The organism is Rossellomorea aquimaris, from assembly GCF_000935355.1.
Classification (GTDB): domain Bacteria; phylum Bacillota; class Bacilli; order Bacillales; family Bacillaceae_B; genus Rossellomorea; species Rossellomorea aquimaris_B.
The window spans coordinates 299,112-314,731 of sequence record NZ_JXZC01000003.1 but is presented as its reverse complement, the minus strand read 5'-3'; the positions used below and the strand labels follow the sequence as shown (position 1 = coordinate 314,731).

Annotated in this window: 15 protein-coding genes and 1 pseudogene; 3 read left to right on the top strand and 13 right to left on the bottom strand. The window is 45.8% G+C overall.

The genetic code is table 11. The features are described from left to right. Positions 1 to 94: 94 nt before the first annotated feature. The 10 genes and pseudogenes from TV75_RS11070 to TV75_RS11030 form a co-directional block, all read right to left on the bottom strand. Positions 95 to 502 carry a YbaN family protein gene (locus TV75_RS11070; RefSeq protein WP_044338793.1) on the bottom strand — a complete coding sequence of 136 codons (408 nt, stop codon included), beginning with the start codon at positions 500 to 502 and terminating at the stop codon, positions 95 to 97. A 199-nt stretch (positions 503 to 701) separates the two neighbouring features. Further along, positions 702 to 1,544, bottom strand: coding sequence for a serine/threonine protein kinase (locus tag TV75_RS22355; protein ID WP_253275522.1), 843 nt, complete (start codon positions 1,542 to 1,544; stop codon positions 702 to 704). A 171-nt stretch (positions 1,545 to 1,715) separates the two neighbouring features. Further along, positions 1,716 to 2,426: pseudogene (locus TV75_RS22350) on the bottom strand (aminoglycoside phosphotransferase family protein); the annotation flags it as partial. Positions 2,427 to 2,845: 419 nt separating this feature from the next. Continuing rightward, a complete protein-coding gene (locus TV75_RS11060) occupies positions 2,846 to 3,292 on the bottom strand; it encodes a GyrI-like domain-containing protein (protein WP_052504530.1) in 447 nt (148 codons plus the stop codon). A 151-nt stretch (positions 3,293 to 3,443) separates the two neighbouring features. Further along, positions 3,444 to 4,766 (bottom strand): sensor histidine kinase, encoded by a 1,323-nt coding sequence (locus TV75_RS11055; protein ID WP_082051248.1) that lies wholly within the window; start codon positions 4,764 to 4,766, stop codon positions 3,444 to 3,446. A gap of 175 nt (positions 4,767 to 4,941) precedes the next feature. Then, positions 4,942 to 6,345 carry a sensor histidine kinase gene (locus tag TV75_RS11050; RefSeq protein ID WP_044338791.1) on the bottom strand — a complete coding sequence of 468 codons (1,404 nt, stop codon included), beginning with the start codon at positions 6,343 to 6,345 and terminating at the stop codon, positions 4,942 to 4,944. Continuing rightward, the gene (locus TV75_RS11045) at positions 6,335 to 7,039 is read right to left on the bottom strand and encodes a response regulator transcription factor (protein WP_044338984.1); all 705 of its coding nucleotides are present in this window, start codon (positions 7,037 to 7,039) and stop codon (positions 6,335 to 6,337) included. Before TV75_RS11045 ends, TV75_RS11050 begins: the two co-directional genes overlap by 11 nt. 191 nt (positions 7,040 to 7,230) lie before the next feature. Next, positions 7,231 to 8,088 carry a hypothetical protein gene (locus TV75_RS11040; protein ID WP_044338790.1) on the bottom strand — a complete coding sequence of 286 codons (858 nt, stop codon included), beginning with the start codon at positions 8,086 to 8,088 and terminating at the stop codon, positions 7,231 to 7,233. Positions 8,089 to 8,172: 84 nt separating this feature from the next. Continuing rightward, positions 8,173 to 9,060 carry a peptidylprolyl isomerase gene (locus TV75_RS11035; RefSeq protein ID WP_044338789.1) on the bottom strand — a complete coding sequence of 296 codons (888 nt, stop codon included), beginning with the start codon at positions 9,058 to 9,060 and terminating at the stop codon, positions 8,173 to 8,175. Between the two features lie 176 nt (positions 9,061 to 9,236). Further along, on the bottom strand, positions 9,237 to 10,505 hold the full coding sequence (locus TV75_RS11030; protein WP_082051247.1) for a S1C family serine protease: 1,269 nt from the start codon (positions 10,503 to 10,505) through the stop codon (positions 9,237 to 9,239). A 285-nt stretch (positions 10,506 to 10,790) separates the two neighbouring features. Here TV75_RS11030 and TV75_RS11025 point away from each other — a divergent pair, with 285 nt between their 5' ends. Further along, complete coding sequence (locus TV75_RS11025) at positions 10,791 to 11,435, top strand: lysozyme inhibitor LprI family protein (RefSeq protein ID WP_044338788.1); 645 nt, start codon at positions 10,791 to 10,793, stop codon at positions 11,433 to 11,435. 25 nt (positions 11,436 to 11,460) lie between these two features. Here TV75_RS11025 and TV75_RS11020 read toward each other — a convergent pair whose 3' ends face one another. Both TV75_RS11020 and TV75_RS11015 read right to left on the bottom strand, forming a co-directional pair. Continuing rightward, positions 11,461 to 11,988: an AAA family ATPase gene (locus TV75_RS11020; protein ID WP_044338787.1), complete on the bottom strand. Its 528-nt coding sequence runs from the start codon at positions 11,986 to 11,988 to the stop codon at positions 11,461 to 11,463. Positions 11,989 to 12,140: 152 nt separating this feature from the next. Beyond that, complete coding sequence (locus TV75_RS11015) at positions 12,141 to 12,482, bottom strand: n-acetylglutamate synthase (RefSeq protein ID WP_172655705.1); 342 nt, start codon at positions 12,480 to 12,482, stop codon at positions 12,141 to 12,143. A gap of 270 nt (positions 12,483 to 12,752) precedes the next feature. On the opposite strand from TV75_RS11015, the gene TV75_RS11010 reads away from it, so the two are divergent. Beyond that, the gene (locus TV75_RS11010) at positions 12,753 to 13,850 is read left to right on the top strand and encodes a hypothetical protein (RefSeq protein WP_044338786.1); all 1,098 of its coding nucleotides are present in this window, start codon (positions 12,753 to 12,755) and stop codon (positions 13,848 to 13,850) included. A gap of 192 nt (positions 13,851 to 14,042) precedes the next feature. Then, positions 14,043 to 14,558, top strand: coding sequence for a DUF3231 family protein (locus TV75_RS11005; RefSeq protein ID WP_044338785.1), 516 nt, complete (start codon positions 14,043 to 14,045; stop codon positions 14,556 to 14,558). A gap of 221 nt (positions 14,559 to 14,779) precedes the next feature. On the opposite strand, the gene TV75_RS11000 is transcribed toward TV75_RS11005, so the two are convergent. Beyond that, on the bottom strand, positions 14,780 to 15,403 hold the full coding sequence (locus TV75_RS11000) for a DUF421 domain-containing protein (RefSeq protein ID WP_044338981.1): 624 nt from the start codon (positions 15,401 to 15,403) through the stop codon (positions 14,780 to 14,782). Positions 15,404 to 15,620 lie beyond the last annotated feature (217 nt).

Here is a 15,620-nt window from a genome sequence, read left to right as displayed (position 1 = left end):
TTTATGAACCCTCTGAAATCGCTTTTTAATTGATATCTTTTCAGCATTGTCTTTAGTAACTCCTCGGCTCATTGCAAGCCAGTAATCCCGTTGATTACTGGCTCTTCTCCACCTGATACGACTCCGGATAGATCGTCTCGATTTTCTTGATAAAATAATAATGCTTATACAAAGCGAGTCCGATTAAGATGATTCGGACGAACAGGATATCCACGAACACGACTGAAAGCAGAATAAAGAAATCGGCCGTCACGTTGATCCTGATCTTCTCTTTCCGCGTCATCCCCTTCTTTTGAAGGAAAGCTAGAACATATTTATCATATATGGCTGTGCCCTTGAACCAACGATCGATCCGCTTGGAGCTTTTCGCAAAGCAGTAAGCCGCGAATAGGTAAAACGGGCCGCCCGGCAGAACGGGTAACACAGTACCGGCAATCCCGAGCCCCAGGGATACCGATCCAAGAAGCATGAACAGGATGCTTTTCACCTTTTTTAGTGTCATGAGTAATTTCCCCTACCATCGCTATATTAATAGACATTCATTCTCTACTCTATTTCAACCTTCATTGTACTATAACTATAACAGGAAGGTCCGGGTAGTTGGTTAGGGGATTTTTGTTAAATGTGACGATTACTGGGCGATGAAGGAATGGGGCTGCCCCACAAGCGTCCCCCTGTTGGTTTCTTTCGTATTTACTATCCTAACGCCTAGCAATCCTCGTCCGATTCCAATCATACTTAAACTCCGTAAGCGACTGCTGGCGCTTCTCCCTCTCATCACTGACCGCTTTCAACGCCACTTCATATAACTCCTTGCTCAACCGCCACTTCTCCATCGACCGGTCTTTTTCCCCGCCAAACAAAGCAAAGGCGGTAGCCCCCATGACATACACATTCGTCACTTCATCAATCTCTTCACCACGTGTGAATTCTTCCGGCGACATAAAGCGAGACGAACCCCACATCCTTCCCATCGTATTGATGTAGGGTCTTTTGGAATAGAGATCGATATCACAGATCAAGGTCTCCTCCTTGTCAAAATCATACAGGATGCTGCCGTCATAAAAGTCGATGGCTACATAGCCCTGCTTGATCACGTGGATATGAAAGTCCAGGATGTCGGCGAATACCTCGAACCTGGTAGTGTCCGGCATCTGCAAGAACCTCTCCCTGGATAGTGGATACATTTTCCCCATGCACGCTCCATCCGTCCATTCAAAGATGGCGGCGAACCCTCCGCCGACCTCCTCCGTTCGGATCAACCTGATCAAATGAGGATGTGTCAAATCTTGATAAACCTGAACGGCGGATTTAAGGTTCGTGACGGCCTCTTCCGGTTTGCCTGCATTCCTCTCTGTCGGTGCACCGGCAAATTTGATGAAATACCTCTCATCTCCGTCCTTCACTCCGAAGCAGATATTGCCTGAATCCTGATCATCGTAGACTTTGAAAACCTCCCCGTATTTTTCGATGAACGAGAGGTCGAAAGGAGACTTTAATTTGTATGGAATCCGATTGATGTACTGAATAGAGAAGTCCTCCAAATACCAGGTCGGCACTGGATGATTCATCCCGTCAAACCAGCTCATCACTTCCCTCGCCTGTTCCTTCATGACATTCACCTCATCCTCACCGAAAGCCATGGCCCAGGGAACGGACGACAGCATATTGCTGCTTATGTAAAAAGCCATGAGCTTGAAGAACTCCTCCGGCGGCCTTCCATTAAAATAACCATCAAGCTGGCCGGTGGCAAAATGAGGACTGACAGAAGCGCTCCACACAATGCGGTTGAATTCTTCCCACGGGTCACCGAAGTCATGACGGTTGAAATCGATGATGGAGAGTTCCCTATCTGGCGAGATGACCATATTCCCCACATGATAGTCACCGTGATGAAACGATTGCGGCCTCCCTTTAAGGAGATGCCTATTCGCCTCTATATAGGCAATAATGAGGTCGCCCCCCTCTATCTTAATGGGGCAGTCTTTGTACTGCTTGATCTTGCCATCCACTTTACGGTTGAATATCGTTTCCCAATCCTCTCGGTCATTAGGTGAGGGAATCGAGTGGATCTCCCTCAGGATACGCCCCGATTTAAGCCCTAGTTCATATTGCTCGGTATCCGTGAGTTTCGGCAGCATAACTTGAGCGTCCTCTCCCTCGCACCAGGTAAAAAGCGAATAGACAGAATGGCCGTTATCGCACATGCCAAGCTCGATCGGCTGCGACATGGGAAGGCCCTTAACAGAGAGCCGCTTCATCATCTCAAACTCGCTTTTCTTCATCTCGTATGCTGAATGATCAGCCGTACGGAGCAGCAGCTTCTCCCCCGTATCGTTTTCAATATAGTATTTTTTGTCCCTCGACCAACCCTTATTGATCGGTTCTATTTTCCTGAATGTGCTGTAGCTTTTTATATCCTCCAAGATGGTACCTCCCTTTCAGCGTTTTAACCTGTGGGATCCTTGCTAGCCGGACCCGTCAAATGACACCGCCCCTCCTCCGTCTTTCGATGCGTTCTCAGTAAACCCCAATCAAGACCCAAAGAATCTATGGTATGATGAGTATGATTTCATCACCTTAGGAGGCTGCTACCATGAATAGAAGAGTAATCCTATTATCGATCCTCATGATTTTCCTGTTTATTGGAATAGCCGTTTTGTTTATATAAAATACATAGAAGTAACATCCATTTGCCCGGTGAACATCGTGGGGATGGTCTTACATCCGAAGGGAGTAGACATGCTGGGACAAGGGACCTGTCCCCACTGACCCGGCCAGTCACAAAAAAACTCAGTCATTAGAACTGAGTTACAGAGCACATCGCCTATTATTTTTGTTGATTTCATGAATGAATCGGCAAGAAAATCTCAACGTTCTCCTCTCCATTTTCCAATGGATGATACGTCTCAACAATAAATGCGCCCGGATTTCTTTTATAGCCATTGTCGACTGTCCATTTCACTAACATGTCGTGCAAGCTGCCAATTTGGCTGATAGGTCCACTGACGGTAGCATAGTCTTGCTTTACTTCCATAGTGTCCATCCCCGTCGGCACTTCTTTCGGAATCCGGTTCACCATCATGCCTACATAATAAGTGCCTTCAAGATGAGCCGCATCCCTTTTTGGTTCATAAATGGCCATTTCCGTACCGGAGCTCTGTCCCACTTCACCTGAACGTACCAGAAATTGTCGGGCAGCCCTCGGGATCTCCTCACCGAAATCCGCAAAAGCTCCCTTTCCTTTCATGCCTACAAATCTGAAGTGTTTTTTAATCTTTTTAGCGTTCACCCCATGGACCTCCTTCTTAGACCTTATCTACATAATAATTCTCTTAATTACTTTAAATTCCTTTTTTGGAGAATCTTTTTCCGAAGTCTACCGGTACACCTATCCTGGACTCCCATCTAATAAAAGGTCCGTCCCTCACTCTACTAAAGCATTAACGCAGTGAGGGACGGACCTTTGTTGTTTGTGTAAGGCTGCTTGGGTTTCGCTCTCCTTCATAGATCGGGAAGGAGAGGATGACGGAGGTTCCCTTGCCGGGTTTGCTTAGGACTTTGATGGTGCCTTTCATGCCTTCTGTGAGTTGGAAGGCAGTCATCATTCCGAGGCCTGTCCCGTTCTTTCCTTTCATGGAAAAGTAAGGTTCCCCGAGGCGCATTAATTGCTCCTTGGTCATCCCGACTCCAGTATCGTTAATGACAATGAACACCTTGTTTCCTTCGTGGTAGCTGAAGATTCGCAGCGTACCGCCCGTACCCATGGCTTCAAGCCCGTTTTTCATCACGTTGATGAGGACCTGCTGAAGCTTGTTGGGATCACCTACAATGGAATGGTGATGCAGGATGTTCGCCTTCAGGACGATCCCTCTTTTGATTGCCAGAGGCATGATGATCTCCTTTGTCCGGTTTATTTCTTCCCGGATTCCCACTTCCACTTCAAGCTCCGGGTGGGGCCTGGCAAAGTTCAAGTATTGATTGATCACCTCTGTGGCACGGTCGATTTCACTGACGGCCACCTTGGACAGTTCGCTATTGGTGCTTACGTTGGAAGGGTCTTCATTAATCAGCTGAAGAAAGCCCTTCACCGTCGTCAACGGATTCCGCACCTCATGACTCATGCTCGCAGCCAGGTGACTGACCACCTGCATCTTCTCATATTTTATCGCTTCCAACTGAAGAGTATAAATCGTTCTGATGATTTCACACAGGTAAAAGACAAAAAACGTCGACCCGCTAAGGACGGCAGAATAGACAAGGAACGAGCTGGAATAATCGAAACCAAAGATCTGGGCTGGGATCCACAATGAAAGAACCGAGTAAGTGAACGCAAAGAGCGTATACCAGTAAACCCTCGTCTTCCATGCTTTGTACTCCAATCTCGGACGCATATAAATGATCAATAGCGAGAAGACAATCGCCATAACAACAGTCACCCACAGTCCCGGTCCCAGCATCGGCGCACGGATCGCAATCATCGTGACCGCAAGCCAAAGTAAGACCCGGTTTCCACCGTAAATCCCCCCAAGTAAAAAAGGGACGAACCGCAAATCATAGACAAATCCATCTTCCAATCGAACACTCAAAGCGAGACTAAGCAACAGGAGAAGCGAGCTGACTATATAGATCGGCAGTGGTTTAATGTGAAGCTTATGTACTTTATTTCGGGAAAGATACTGAAAGCTGATAAGTAAAATAATGATTAAAATGACAAGGAGGTTAAGTAGTAAACCCGTCAGTAACTCAGAATGATACATCGGCATTTCTTCCCTACTTTCCGTATTTTTAATAGTAGAAAAATTCACTCTTCACCTATTATAACGAAAATTGATCGATTTGTTATCTACTAAAAAATTTTTTGGGACCAGGGGGACAGGTACCGCGGTTCCAAAAGAACCGACCAAGCTACGTACCTACCTCCCTGACCACTGTGCCCCCTCATAGCGGCAACCGAATCACAAACTTCGTCCCCTTGCCTTTCTCACTGAAGACATCAATCGTCCCTTCATGCATGAGCACCAATTGCTTCACGATGGAGAGTCCGATACCGAATTCCCCGTATGGATTATTCGTCCGAGACAGATCTGCTTTATAAAATCTGCGCCAAATCGAACGGATTTCTTCGGGGTCCATGCCGATTCCGGTGTCCTCGATTTCGATGACGGTTTCTGTACCGAAAGAGGAGCCGCCTATCGTGATCCTTCCTCCAGAGGTGAATTGGATGCTGTTTTTCGTGATGTTTATCAATATTTGAATTAGCCTATCATAGTCGGCGTGCACCAAGGCATTTGAATCTGCAAAAATATTGATGGTGTTCCCCTTTTCTTCAGCCTGCAAGTCGAGCTGTTCCTTGATGACTTCCAATACATCCAGTAATGGTAAGGTTACTTTCGTGATCGCAACCTGATTGGAGCGTATTTTTTCATAATCCAGGTTTTCGTTCACCAGTCTGATCAGGCGCCTCGTTTCCTCACTTACGAGACCGAAGCTTTTCTCTTTCTGTTCTTCGGGGATCATGTCGTTCCTGATTCCCTCGATGACACCCCGGATCGTTGTCAGAGGTGTTCTCAACTCGTGTGAAACATCCGCCATGAACTGCCTTCTACGGTTCTCCAGGCTGTCGATTTCCTCTTTGGATGCCCGTAGTTTCGTCACCATTTCATTAAAGTCTTCGGCCAGATCTCCGATTTCATCGAAGTTGGAGCTTGGGACGTGGACATCGTAATGACCGGATGATACACGTGAAGTGGCATCCCTGATCCGCTGAATCCTTTTTACATGGAGCTTGGATAAGAACAAGCTGATCAAAAGTGAAATGGCCAGTGACAGGAGCACGATATACAGGAGATATTTATTGATTTCACTCAGCATTTCCCTCGTCCCGCTGATCGGGGAAATCAGGATCAGTCCGCCGGCAAGCTGGTCATTGATGACCCTTGGCATGATGACGAGGGATACAGCCTGATCAAACCGTCCGAAATCTTTCTTCAGAGGGACGGTTTCACCGCGTTCGATTTTTTGCCACTCTTCTTGTGAGAGCTCGATCCGCGGGTACACCCCTCCCCTGGAGAAGGATACCTCCCCTTGTCGGTTGAACGTGATCACATCGATGTTCCGGGCGTGAAGCAAGTTGCTGTATTCCTCCAGATACAGGGGTCTTCTCGGACCTGGTCTTTCAAGGTCTGACAAAATTTTCTCCCCATACGTCCGGAGCTCCGTGACCTTATTTTCGTAAACAAGATTTTCGACATACTGGGAAAAAAGGAGACCGAGGATCATGAAGGCGATGATGAGTACGCTTGTGTGACTTAGAAGCAGTTGATAGAGATATCTAATTTTCATCCCCGACCGCCGTCTCGTCGAATTTATACCCTACTCCCCAAACCGTATGAAGATAAGGCTTTTCCTTGCTGCCGATTTTGTTGCGGAGCCTCTTGATATGGACATCGACCGTCCGTTCATCCCCGTAGAAATCATACCCCCACACCCGTTCGAGAAGCTGTTCCCTCGAGAACACTTGACGAGGATGACGTGAAAGGTAATAAAGCAATTCAAATTCCTTGGGCGTCAGATTGGTAAGGGGGACGCCTTTCAGGAGAACTTCCCGGGTTTCCTTGCTGATTTGGAAGTCGGACGTTGTGACATCGTGTACATTTGACCCACTGTTTTTCTCCCCTTGATATCGCCGCGTGACCGCCCGTATCCTGGCCATCAGGGCAAGGGGGGAGAAGGGCTTGGTCACATAATCGTCGGCGCCGAGTTCGAGCCCGAGCACCTGATCCGATTCACTATCCTTCGCCGTCAGCATGATGACAGGGATCTGTGACCCTTCCTCCCTGATTTTCCTGCAAATGGTCACACCATCCATCCCCGGCAGCATCCAGTCCAGAATGACAAGATCCCAATTCCCTTCCTTATAACGCCGGTACCCCTCAGCCCCGTCATGGACAAACTCCCCTTGAATCCCTTCTTTTATAAAAAACATCTCAAGCATCGACGTGACACTCTTATTGTCTTCAACCACCAACACGTTCATAAATATCGCTCCCTTCCCTAGAACCATGGGGACAGGTACCGTGGCCCCCTATCAAAGAATGTGCCAAGGTACCTGTCCCCATGACTCCCCCCGACTTCTTTCTATCTTGATTATAGTCGTTTTTAGCCCTCGGTTCTAATGATTTCCTCATCACGAAAAAACCCCGCTCACTTGGCGGGGATTTCCATCCTTTATAATGTATCACCCTCAGATCCGGCTGCAGGTGCCTCGCTCTGTTCTGCCTCAGGTGCAAATCCATGAGGACCTTTTCCATGGCCCTTGCCGCCCTTGAGGAAAAAGAAGCCCTCTTTCTTATTGAATGGGAAGAAATCCAGTTTCTTCGCTTCATCGGCATGATCGGTCATGATCTCTTCCATCAGTTCTTTGGACGTTTTGCCTTCTGTTTCAACGCCCAGTTCTTTGGCGGCTTTCAGAATGGAAGCTTCAAAGACTTCATGTTTCAATTCATGATGCTCTTTTCCTTCTGTCTCAATCCCTAGATCCTTCGCCTGCTTCAGTAGTGCTGCTTCCCTTACTTCATGGGCAAGCTCATCCAGTTCCTTGCCCTCGGTTTCCACCCCAAGTTCTTTGGCTTTCTGTTTAAGCAATGCTTCCCTCACCGCTTGGAAGAGCTCTTCCTGGTCTTTTCCTTCTGTTTTAATCCCCAGCTCTTTCGCTTTTTTGTTCAGTTCCGCCTGGCGGATTTCATCCATGACGGAACGATGATCTTTGCCTTCTGTTTCAATACCCAATTCTTTCGCTCTTTTTTTGAGTTCAGCATCCATGATCTCTTTGGCGAGTTCCCGTGTATCCTTATCGGTGCTGTCGATTCCGAGTTCTTCGGCTTTTCCCTTCAACTGTTCCTCATTCAGATGGAACTTCCCGTGCCCGCTGCCACGGTGTCCACCAAATGCCCGATCCGTCTTTTCGCTAACAACTGCCGAGCCGTTCGTCTTTGCGCCATCCTCCTCAGCGGCAAAGGCGGGAAGAGCTCCCGCGATCCCGATTGCTAATACACCTGCCAACGTGAGTGTTTTCTTATTGTTCATTTGATTTCCTCCTTTTATAGGTTGCAGCTGCACTAACAGTATTTCCAGTAATTATGACCAAACCATGAACAAACCATGGCCGGTTTATGAATCTTTCAATAAATTTTCGATCTTATAATCCTCTTTCTGTTCCTCTAACCAAGTCCCATACTCCGTTTGCAGTGCCTGATCAAACAGAATATCCTTTATTTCCTCTTTATGATCGTCAAGAACCGCTTCCTTCGCTTCTTTCTTGTCCGTCACCTTGATGATATGATAGCCAAACTCCGTCTTAACCGGCTCACTGATTTCACCCTTCTTCATGGCAAATGCCTTATCATCAAATTCCGTCACCATCTCACCTTTTGCGAAAAAACCTAGCTCCCCTCCTGATTCTGCATTGGACGTATCAGTGGAATATTCTTTCGCAAGCTCAGCGAAATCCCCTCCGTCATCAAGCTTTGTCTTCACTTCCTGGGCCGTTTTTTCATCTTCTACAAGAATATGGCTTGCCTCTACCTGCTCATTTTGAGCAAACGAGTCTTTGTTCGTTTCAAAGTATTCTTTTATTTGATCATCCGAAATCGAGACTCTGTCCTTCAGCAATTTTTCCGTTAGCAAAAACGATTGGATATTCTCTTTGACACTATCAAGACTCGTTCCACTCGAGGCCAGTGCCTCATTGAACGCCTCTTCGCCCCCATAGGAAGCTTTGATGGACTCCAGCTCCTCATCGATTTCACTGTCCTTGACTGTAATCTCTTGCTCATCACTCTCAAGCTCCACAATCTTCTCGGCAATCATTGTATCCAGGGCCGCATCCCCATACTGGTCCACAAGCGTCGTATACAAGTCCTCTTTACTGATCGACTTGTCCCCCACCTTCGCCACCACTTCATCCTTCGAAAATCCAAACATCACAAGCAACGTGCCGACGACGACAATGCCTCCTATGACACTCCATAATGTAATCGAACGCTTCTTTTTATCCACTCACCCGTACTCCTTTATCTTCAATTATTTGTAATTCGGTTGTTTTTCTGGTGCCTGGTACAATTTGAACGAATTGTACCTGGTACAGTTACGTCGGTTTGTACCTGGTACATTCCACCCGATTGGTGCCTGGCACCATTCACCCGTTCCGTGCCTGGCACCACACATCAAATCGATCAGTTAACCATCGCATTACTAGTCAAAGTCAAACTGATCGTCATTTCTTCTCCACCCCTGAAAATGGTCAAATCAATCTCATCTCCCACTTTCAGGTCAGCGTATAGCTGTCTTCTTAAATCGGCCACATCCGCTACTGCTTTTCCATTCAACTCCGTAATGACATCGCCCTCTTTGATCCCGGCTTCGGCTGCCGCTGATGTGCCATCGATATTGGCTACAACAACACCCTTCTCCACTTCATTAGGCAAATCCCCCAAGTAGTTACGTGGAACATCGGTCAGGTTCGTCATGCCGATTCCGATATACGGGCGCTCCACTTTCCCCTTTTCCATGATTTCACTCACGATCGGCAGAAAATCCTTACTTGGAATGGCAAATCCAAGTCCTTCAACACCAGAGTTCGAAATCTTTGCGCTATTGATACCGATCAACTCACCCTTTGAATTCAACAGTGCCCCTCCGCTATTTCCGGGATTGATGGCCGCGTCCGTCTGGATGACATTCAATTCGGATTCACCTTTAGATGTCTGCACGGGAATGGTACGATCGACGGCACTGACAATTCCTTGTGTAACCGTCCTTGATAAATCGAGTCCCAGTGGGTTTCCGATCGCGATCACCTGTTCACCGGCACGCAATGCACTGGAATCCCCTACTTCCAACAGATTGTCCGCATATTTCCCATCGATCTTTAATACGGCAAGGTCTGTCAGGGGATCCGCTCCGATCAGCTCCGCTTCGGTCTTTTCACCATCATAGAGAGACACCTCAATCTTGGAAGCATCTTCAATGACATGATTGTTGGTGATGATGTACGCACTGTCCCCCTCTTTTTTGAAGAGAACGCCTGAACCTGTGCCTGCTTGAGCCTCTTGTGAACCACCCATGCCATTCTGCTGCTGATAATTTACGATCCCGACAATCGATTCAGAGGCATCTTCCACAATATTGGCTATATCGCCGCTACCCGTTGAAACCGCTGTAGGATTGATTCCCGAATCACCCGAACTCTCCACCTGCCCGTTGTCACCTGTCGATTGTTCGATGCCCGGCTGGGCCAGATTCTGATAATAATCGGTTTGAGGCAATACCGTCAGCGTCAGGACCGAACCGATGATGCCGGCACCTACAGTGTTTAGAAACCCCCGTCCTTTAAAAGGCTTCTTCGGCTTCGGGCTTCGTTGCATTTCTTCTTTCTTCACGGCTTCCGTAGTGTCTGATTCTATATGATTCATTTCTTCATTTTGATTGTTGTGTTCTAGCATTTTATATCCTCCTCGATTGATTTTTTCTCGGTTGATCTTTGCTGTTGATTTCATCTTAGAGGGAAAATATTACGAAACTATTAACAATCTATGTACAGGGTAAGAAGTTTTAAAAAAATTCCTTGGTTTAATTCTTATAAGACCCATAAATGAGCTTATTCTGAACTGAAAATGCTTCTTTAAGAATTCGCCCATGGGACCTGCACCCACGAACCTTGCTAGAAGGACATTCCCTTATATGTTAAAATAATCCAGTACTATCATTTAAGAATTGGAGCTGTAAATATGAAAAAGCGGAAAATTATTATTGGGGCATTAACTTTTTTATTCGTCTCTATGTCAGCTTGTAGCCATTCAACTGAAGAGGATGCTTCTAATCTTGAGCCTGATACGATTCCAGCAAGTACAGATGATTCCTCTCAATCGAATGATTCATCTACGGAAAACACAGTTACATCCGATAACGACAGAGAGAGTCAATCTGAAGAATCCTCTATGGAAGATAGCAGCGCGAAGGTAGACAGTAGTCAGGAGGAGGGTGGTACTCCCAAAACAAAAGTACCGGGAAGAAAAGATTACCTGAACAAACTCGACAACATCCAAAAAGAACTTGAGGCCATGCCAGATAAGAAGGATTCAGATAAAGGTGTCACGAATGCGATGAAAAACTATTATGGAGTATCCTACGAAAAGTATGATGGTGCATTGAATGAGATCTACGCCCTGCTGGAAAAAGAACTGTCTCCAGAGGTAATGAAGGAGTTAAAAGCTGAACAATTAAGATGGATCGAACAAAAAGAACAGAAAGCGGAGAAAGAGAGACTGAAGTATGAAGGCGGGACGTTTGAGAATGTTGCGTGGTACATCTCTTTATATGAGTCGACCAAGGATAGATGTTATGAGTTAGTGAATGAGTATATGACGGATTAAATGATGAAGGCGACATGAGAGGAAATCAATTCTCAATGACCATTTCGCCTTCACCATTAGGAATTTCGAAACCATTCAAGTAGGAAGTCAACAGTTCTTCCGTAATCGGGAAAGCATTAGCATCAAAGCGTTTGTTCCTTATTTTAAGACGTCTACGCAAATCATCAGGGGAAACTTTCAAGTAAATCAGTTTCCATTTACCACCGGACTTTTCAATTAATTGTTTGTATTGGTCCCTCCTTGCACGGTCCCAAAAACTGAAATCGATGACCACCTGTTTTTTATCTTGAATGAACTTTACTAATTCATTTCGCAATTTACATTCTGCCTCTTTCTTATATTCCTCCATCTTTTCCATAGGGAAATCGATCCCGTAACGACCATGAGTCGCCCATATTTCTTCATCAATGGAAAGGCGTACGAAACCATGCTTCTCTAATTGCTGAGAGAATGTCGTTTTCCCGGAGCCGGCCACACCACACATCATGACCACCAGGGGGGTGCGAGCATCTCGTTCACGATAGATCGATTCAAAATTAAATTTGTTGAACATAGTGACACCCTCCTGATTTTTGGAATACGCTAAATAGTTCTATAGAAATAAAGCCCTTTCATCCAAGCTTTACACATATGTCCCCATTCCCTTCACCCCGACCCATGCTTTGAGAAAGATGCTGCATTAATGGTGCAGTCAACAGCTACTATTCACATCACTTCCTCAACAATTGATTCACCTTCACTTTGGTCACGATCCATCCACTTCCAGCTTTCATGAAGTCTTATCCTTCCATCGGATAGAAATTCAGGAACAGAAGTACATTGACCTCCCCTTATCTCACTATGAACGTTTACATGGTTGTATCTAAACGTTAAAGAGCCATCTTCATTCACGATGCCAATCAGGGTTCCCTTCATAATTTCTCCACCACTATAGGTTGCTGAAAGAATATTTCCTTCTTGCTTATATTCAAAAACTGTTTTTGATGAAACTTCACCATTTGTCGTATTTTCAGTGGATACGAACATGCGGCCATCATAATTGATCACTTATAGTCCTCCTTCATCTCTCATTTTAAAGCTGTCCAGTGCGAAAAGGAGCCTTGGGATCTGTCCCTTTGGCTCGCTCTACTTTGATTGTACCAAATTTTCCCTTGTTTAATATCAGAATATTTTCAATAAACCCGTTTCCAAGTTCTTCACTTATAAGCATTAACGTTTGAATTAAAAATTTCTATCAATTCCTTTACATAGGTTTCATCTACAGGAAAATGTGTTAAAGTCCTCCATATTCTTCTATATAAAAAGGAGTGTGAGGATATGAAGAAATTAGTGCTGCTATTTGCAGCTGGAGTACTTTTGCTAGGAGCGTGCGCTGATCCCTCGATGACAGAAGAGAGTCAGAAGGAATCGCCGTCTTCCGACCAGAGCGAATCGAACACGAAAAAAGTGGAAAACGAAGAAAAACAAGAGACGAAACAGCCCTTCAAACCGTTGGAACCGTCTGAAGATGCTGTCTCTCTGAAGAAAAGCTTATCAGAAAAGGAACAACAGGAAATCCCTGAAATGCAGGCTGCGCTGGGCGGAAATTCCGAGCGTACGGTTCCTCTAGGTGAGACACTTGCCAAAGGAGTGAAAGATCCATCCCACGGACCCTTAAAGGATCACCGGTTGGTCGCCTATTACGGGACGCCGGATTCTGAAAATATGGGGATTCTTGGCGAGATGGAGCCGGAGGAGTACATGAAAAAGCTGAAGGAACAGACACAGGCCTATTCTGACGCTGATCCCGACCGGCCGGCGGTGCCGACGATCGAGTTGATTACAACTATGGCACAGAGTGAGCCGGGTCCTGATGGAGATTATGTGCGAATGACATCTGAGGAAAATATCGAAACATATGTGGAACTTGCTGAAAAGCATGACGCCCTGGTGCTGCTCGATATTCAGCTCGGAAAGGACACAGTCATGGAACAGGTAAAAATGGTCGAAAAGTGGCTTAAGCACCCGCAAGTTCATCTGGCAATCGATACGGAATTCCACGTAGCTGAAGGGGAGAAACCTGGAGAGGATCTCGGGCAAGTGGACGGCAAGGAAATACAGAAAGCCGTCGAATATGTGTCGGAGCTTACGGAAAAGAATGACCTCCCTGATAAAATCGTCCTCGTTCACCAGTTCACCGGTGATGTACTGACGAATAAAGATGCGATCCAACCGACCGATAACGTCGAAGTCGCCATAAACTTTGACGGATGGGGAGCCTCTGCGGACAAGCAGGCTCTGTACGGGAAATACATACGTGATGAACCGAAACAATATGGTGCATTCAAGATCTTTTATGATAAAGACGTGCCGGTCCTGGAGCCGGAAGATGTATTGAAAATGGACCCGAGCCCTGCGATCGTCAACTATCAATAATGCTAACAAACTACTGGGACGGATCTCTTGCTTTGGAAGCATAAGAACCGTCCCAGTGCTTTTCCCTACCTTAGATTCCCATAAAAAAATGTAAACCATTTACATATTCCAATGTACTTAGTGTAAAAATACTTTTTGTGCTAACACATTCACTTTGAAAGGCGGCACATCATGACAATCAGGAGGATGATTATGGGCATTTTGAGTGGAAATCCACAAGAAGAACCGTTGCACTATGGTGAAGTATTTGGAACGTGGAATTATCTGTTGACGGCCAAAGCAACTGTTGGAGGATATCAGATGCAGCTGAACCATGCCGGTGATGATGATCTGAAGAAATTACTGAAGGACAGCGTCGAGGCTGGGCAAGAAGAGATCAAGCAAGTGGAAAAGCTTCTGAAAGAAAATGGGATTGGATTACCTCCAACTCCTCCAGAGCCTCCACATGCCTGCCTGGATGATATTCCGACAGGTGCCCGCATGCCGGATCCTGCCATAGCAGCAGGATTATCCGCTAATATCGCTTCAGGTTTAGTCGCATGCAGCACAGTCATGGGACAGAGTATCCGTGAAGATGTAGCCATGATGTTCGGCCAATTCCATATGCAAAAAGCCCAAATGGGTGCTAAAGTGCTTAAGTTAAACAAAGAAAAGGGATGGCTGATCCCACCACCGCTTCACAAGAACAAAAATGAACATTGTGAGTAATCACTGAATCAAAAAGATTCCCAGGTTGTTCTGACATTTCCAGTCAACCTGAGAATCTTTTTTTGATGCTTTAATAGAACGAAATTATTTATCATTGGAGGCATCGGCACGGTATCATTTACATATTCAGGAGCAAGGCGGGTCCTCTACTTTCTTGACGGCTACGAAATTTTTTCCTTGATAGGTGACGTTTTTCATGGACACCTTCCTTTCGCAGGTTTCTACTGAAGATGTTTCGGAGGAGGATTGACGGAAGATTTCTGTTTGATTTCCTGAAATAGATCTTCCCCTCCCACCTCTGGACTGACCGGCCTCGTCGTGGATGGCGGGACATTGAGCATATTAATCAGCCGTTGTACTTCTGCCTGTAGTTTTTCAAAATCTTTCATCGTCACCGGCTTTGCCCCGTCCATCAATTCCACTCCAACTTGTCCATTCGGTTCAAGCGTCGCCCATTTCACATCCGAAAGTTTACTGACTCCCTGCTGACGTAATTTCATTTCAAGTTGATCCACTGTCATACGTAACTTTTTAAAGTTCTTTTCATTGATGACGCCATTTTCCATAAGAATCTTGGATTTCCCTGTGATGAACTGTTCGACACGATCGAATTTCACCTGCAGATATTCCATGACCATCAACGTTAAAACAAGAATAAGGCCGACACCAATCGTCATCCAGATATTCTTTCCGGCAACGGGTTGAATGAGTAATGATCCGATTCCGATCATGATGACCGTCTGTGCCAATGTCATCTGGGAAATCGACTTCCTCCCGGCAACCCTTAATAACAAAGTTCCCGCCAGTACAATGAGTACGGCTTTCCAAATCCAATCTAGATCCATGAATTTCCCCTGCCTTTCTATCACGAAAAACCCTCTTCAGATGAAGAGGGAAAAGGTTTATGTCTAATTATTTTTCCCTATAGGCTTAAAAGTATTCGATTAATGCTGCTTCCGATTAGCCGGCAAAGTATTCTCGTCAAATTGATTAACCAAGTATTTGAATTTCCAAAGGAGAACATGATACCAATATGAGGAAAACGCAGGTAAGAAAAGTGGA

Bases quoted from the DNA above. Each gene is read 5' to 3' on its own strand.
- TV75_RS11000 (WP_044338981.1), bottom strand. From the start codon at position 15,403: ATGGATCTAGATTGGATTTGGAAAGCCGTACTCATTGTACTGGCGGGA.
- TV75_RS11040 (WP_044338790.1), bottom strand. From the start codon at position 8,088: ATGAACAATAAGAAAACACTCACGTTGGCAGGTGTATTAGCAATCGGG.
- TV75_RS11050 (WP_044338791.1), bottom strand. From the start codon at position 6,345: ATGAAAATTAGATATCTCTATCAACTGCTTCTAAGTCACACAAGCGTA.
- TV75_RS11025 (WP_044338788.1), top strand. From the start codon at position 10,791: ATGAAAAAGCGGAAAATTATTATTGGGGCATTAACTTTTTTATTCGTC.
- TV75_RS11020 (WP_044338787.1), bottom strand. From the start codon at position 11,988: ATGTTCAACAAATTTAATTTTGAATCGATCTATCGTGAACGAGATGCT.
- TV75_RS11055 (WP_082051248.1), bottom strand. From the start codon at position 4,766: ATGCCGATGTATCATTCTGAGTTACTGACGGGTTTACTACTTAACCTC.
- TV75_RS11030 (WP_082051247.1), bottom strand. From the start codon at position 10,505: ATGCTAGAACACAACAATCAAAATGAAGAAATGAATCATATAGAATCA.
- TV75_RS11045 (WP_044338984.1), bottom strand. From the start codon at position 7,039: ATGAACGTGTTGGTGGTTGAAGACAATAAGAGTGTCACGTCGATGCTT.
- TV75_RS11010 (WP_044338786.1), top strand. From the start codon at position 12,753: ATGAAGAAATTAGTGCTGCTATTTGCAGCTGGAGTACTTTTGCTAGGA.
- TV75_RS11005 (WP_044338785.1), top strand. From the start codon at position 14,043: ATGGGCATTTTGAGTGGAAATCCACAAGAAGAACCGTTGCACTATGGT.
- TV75_RS11070 (WP_044338793.1), bottom strand. From the start codon at position 502: ATGACACTAAAAAAGGTGAAAAGCATCCTGTTCATGCTTCTTGGATCG.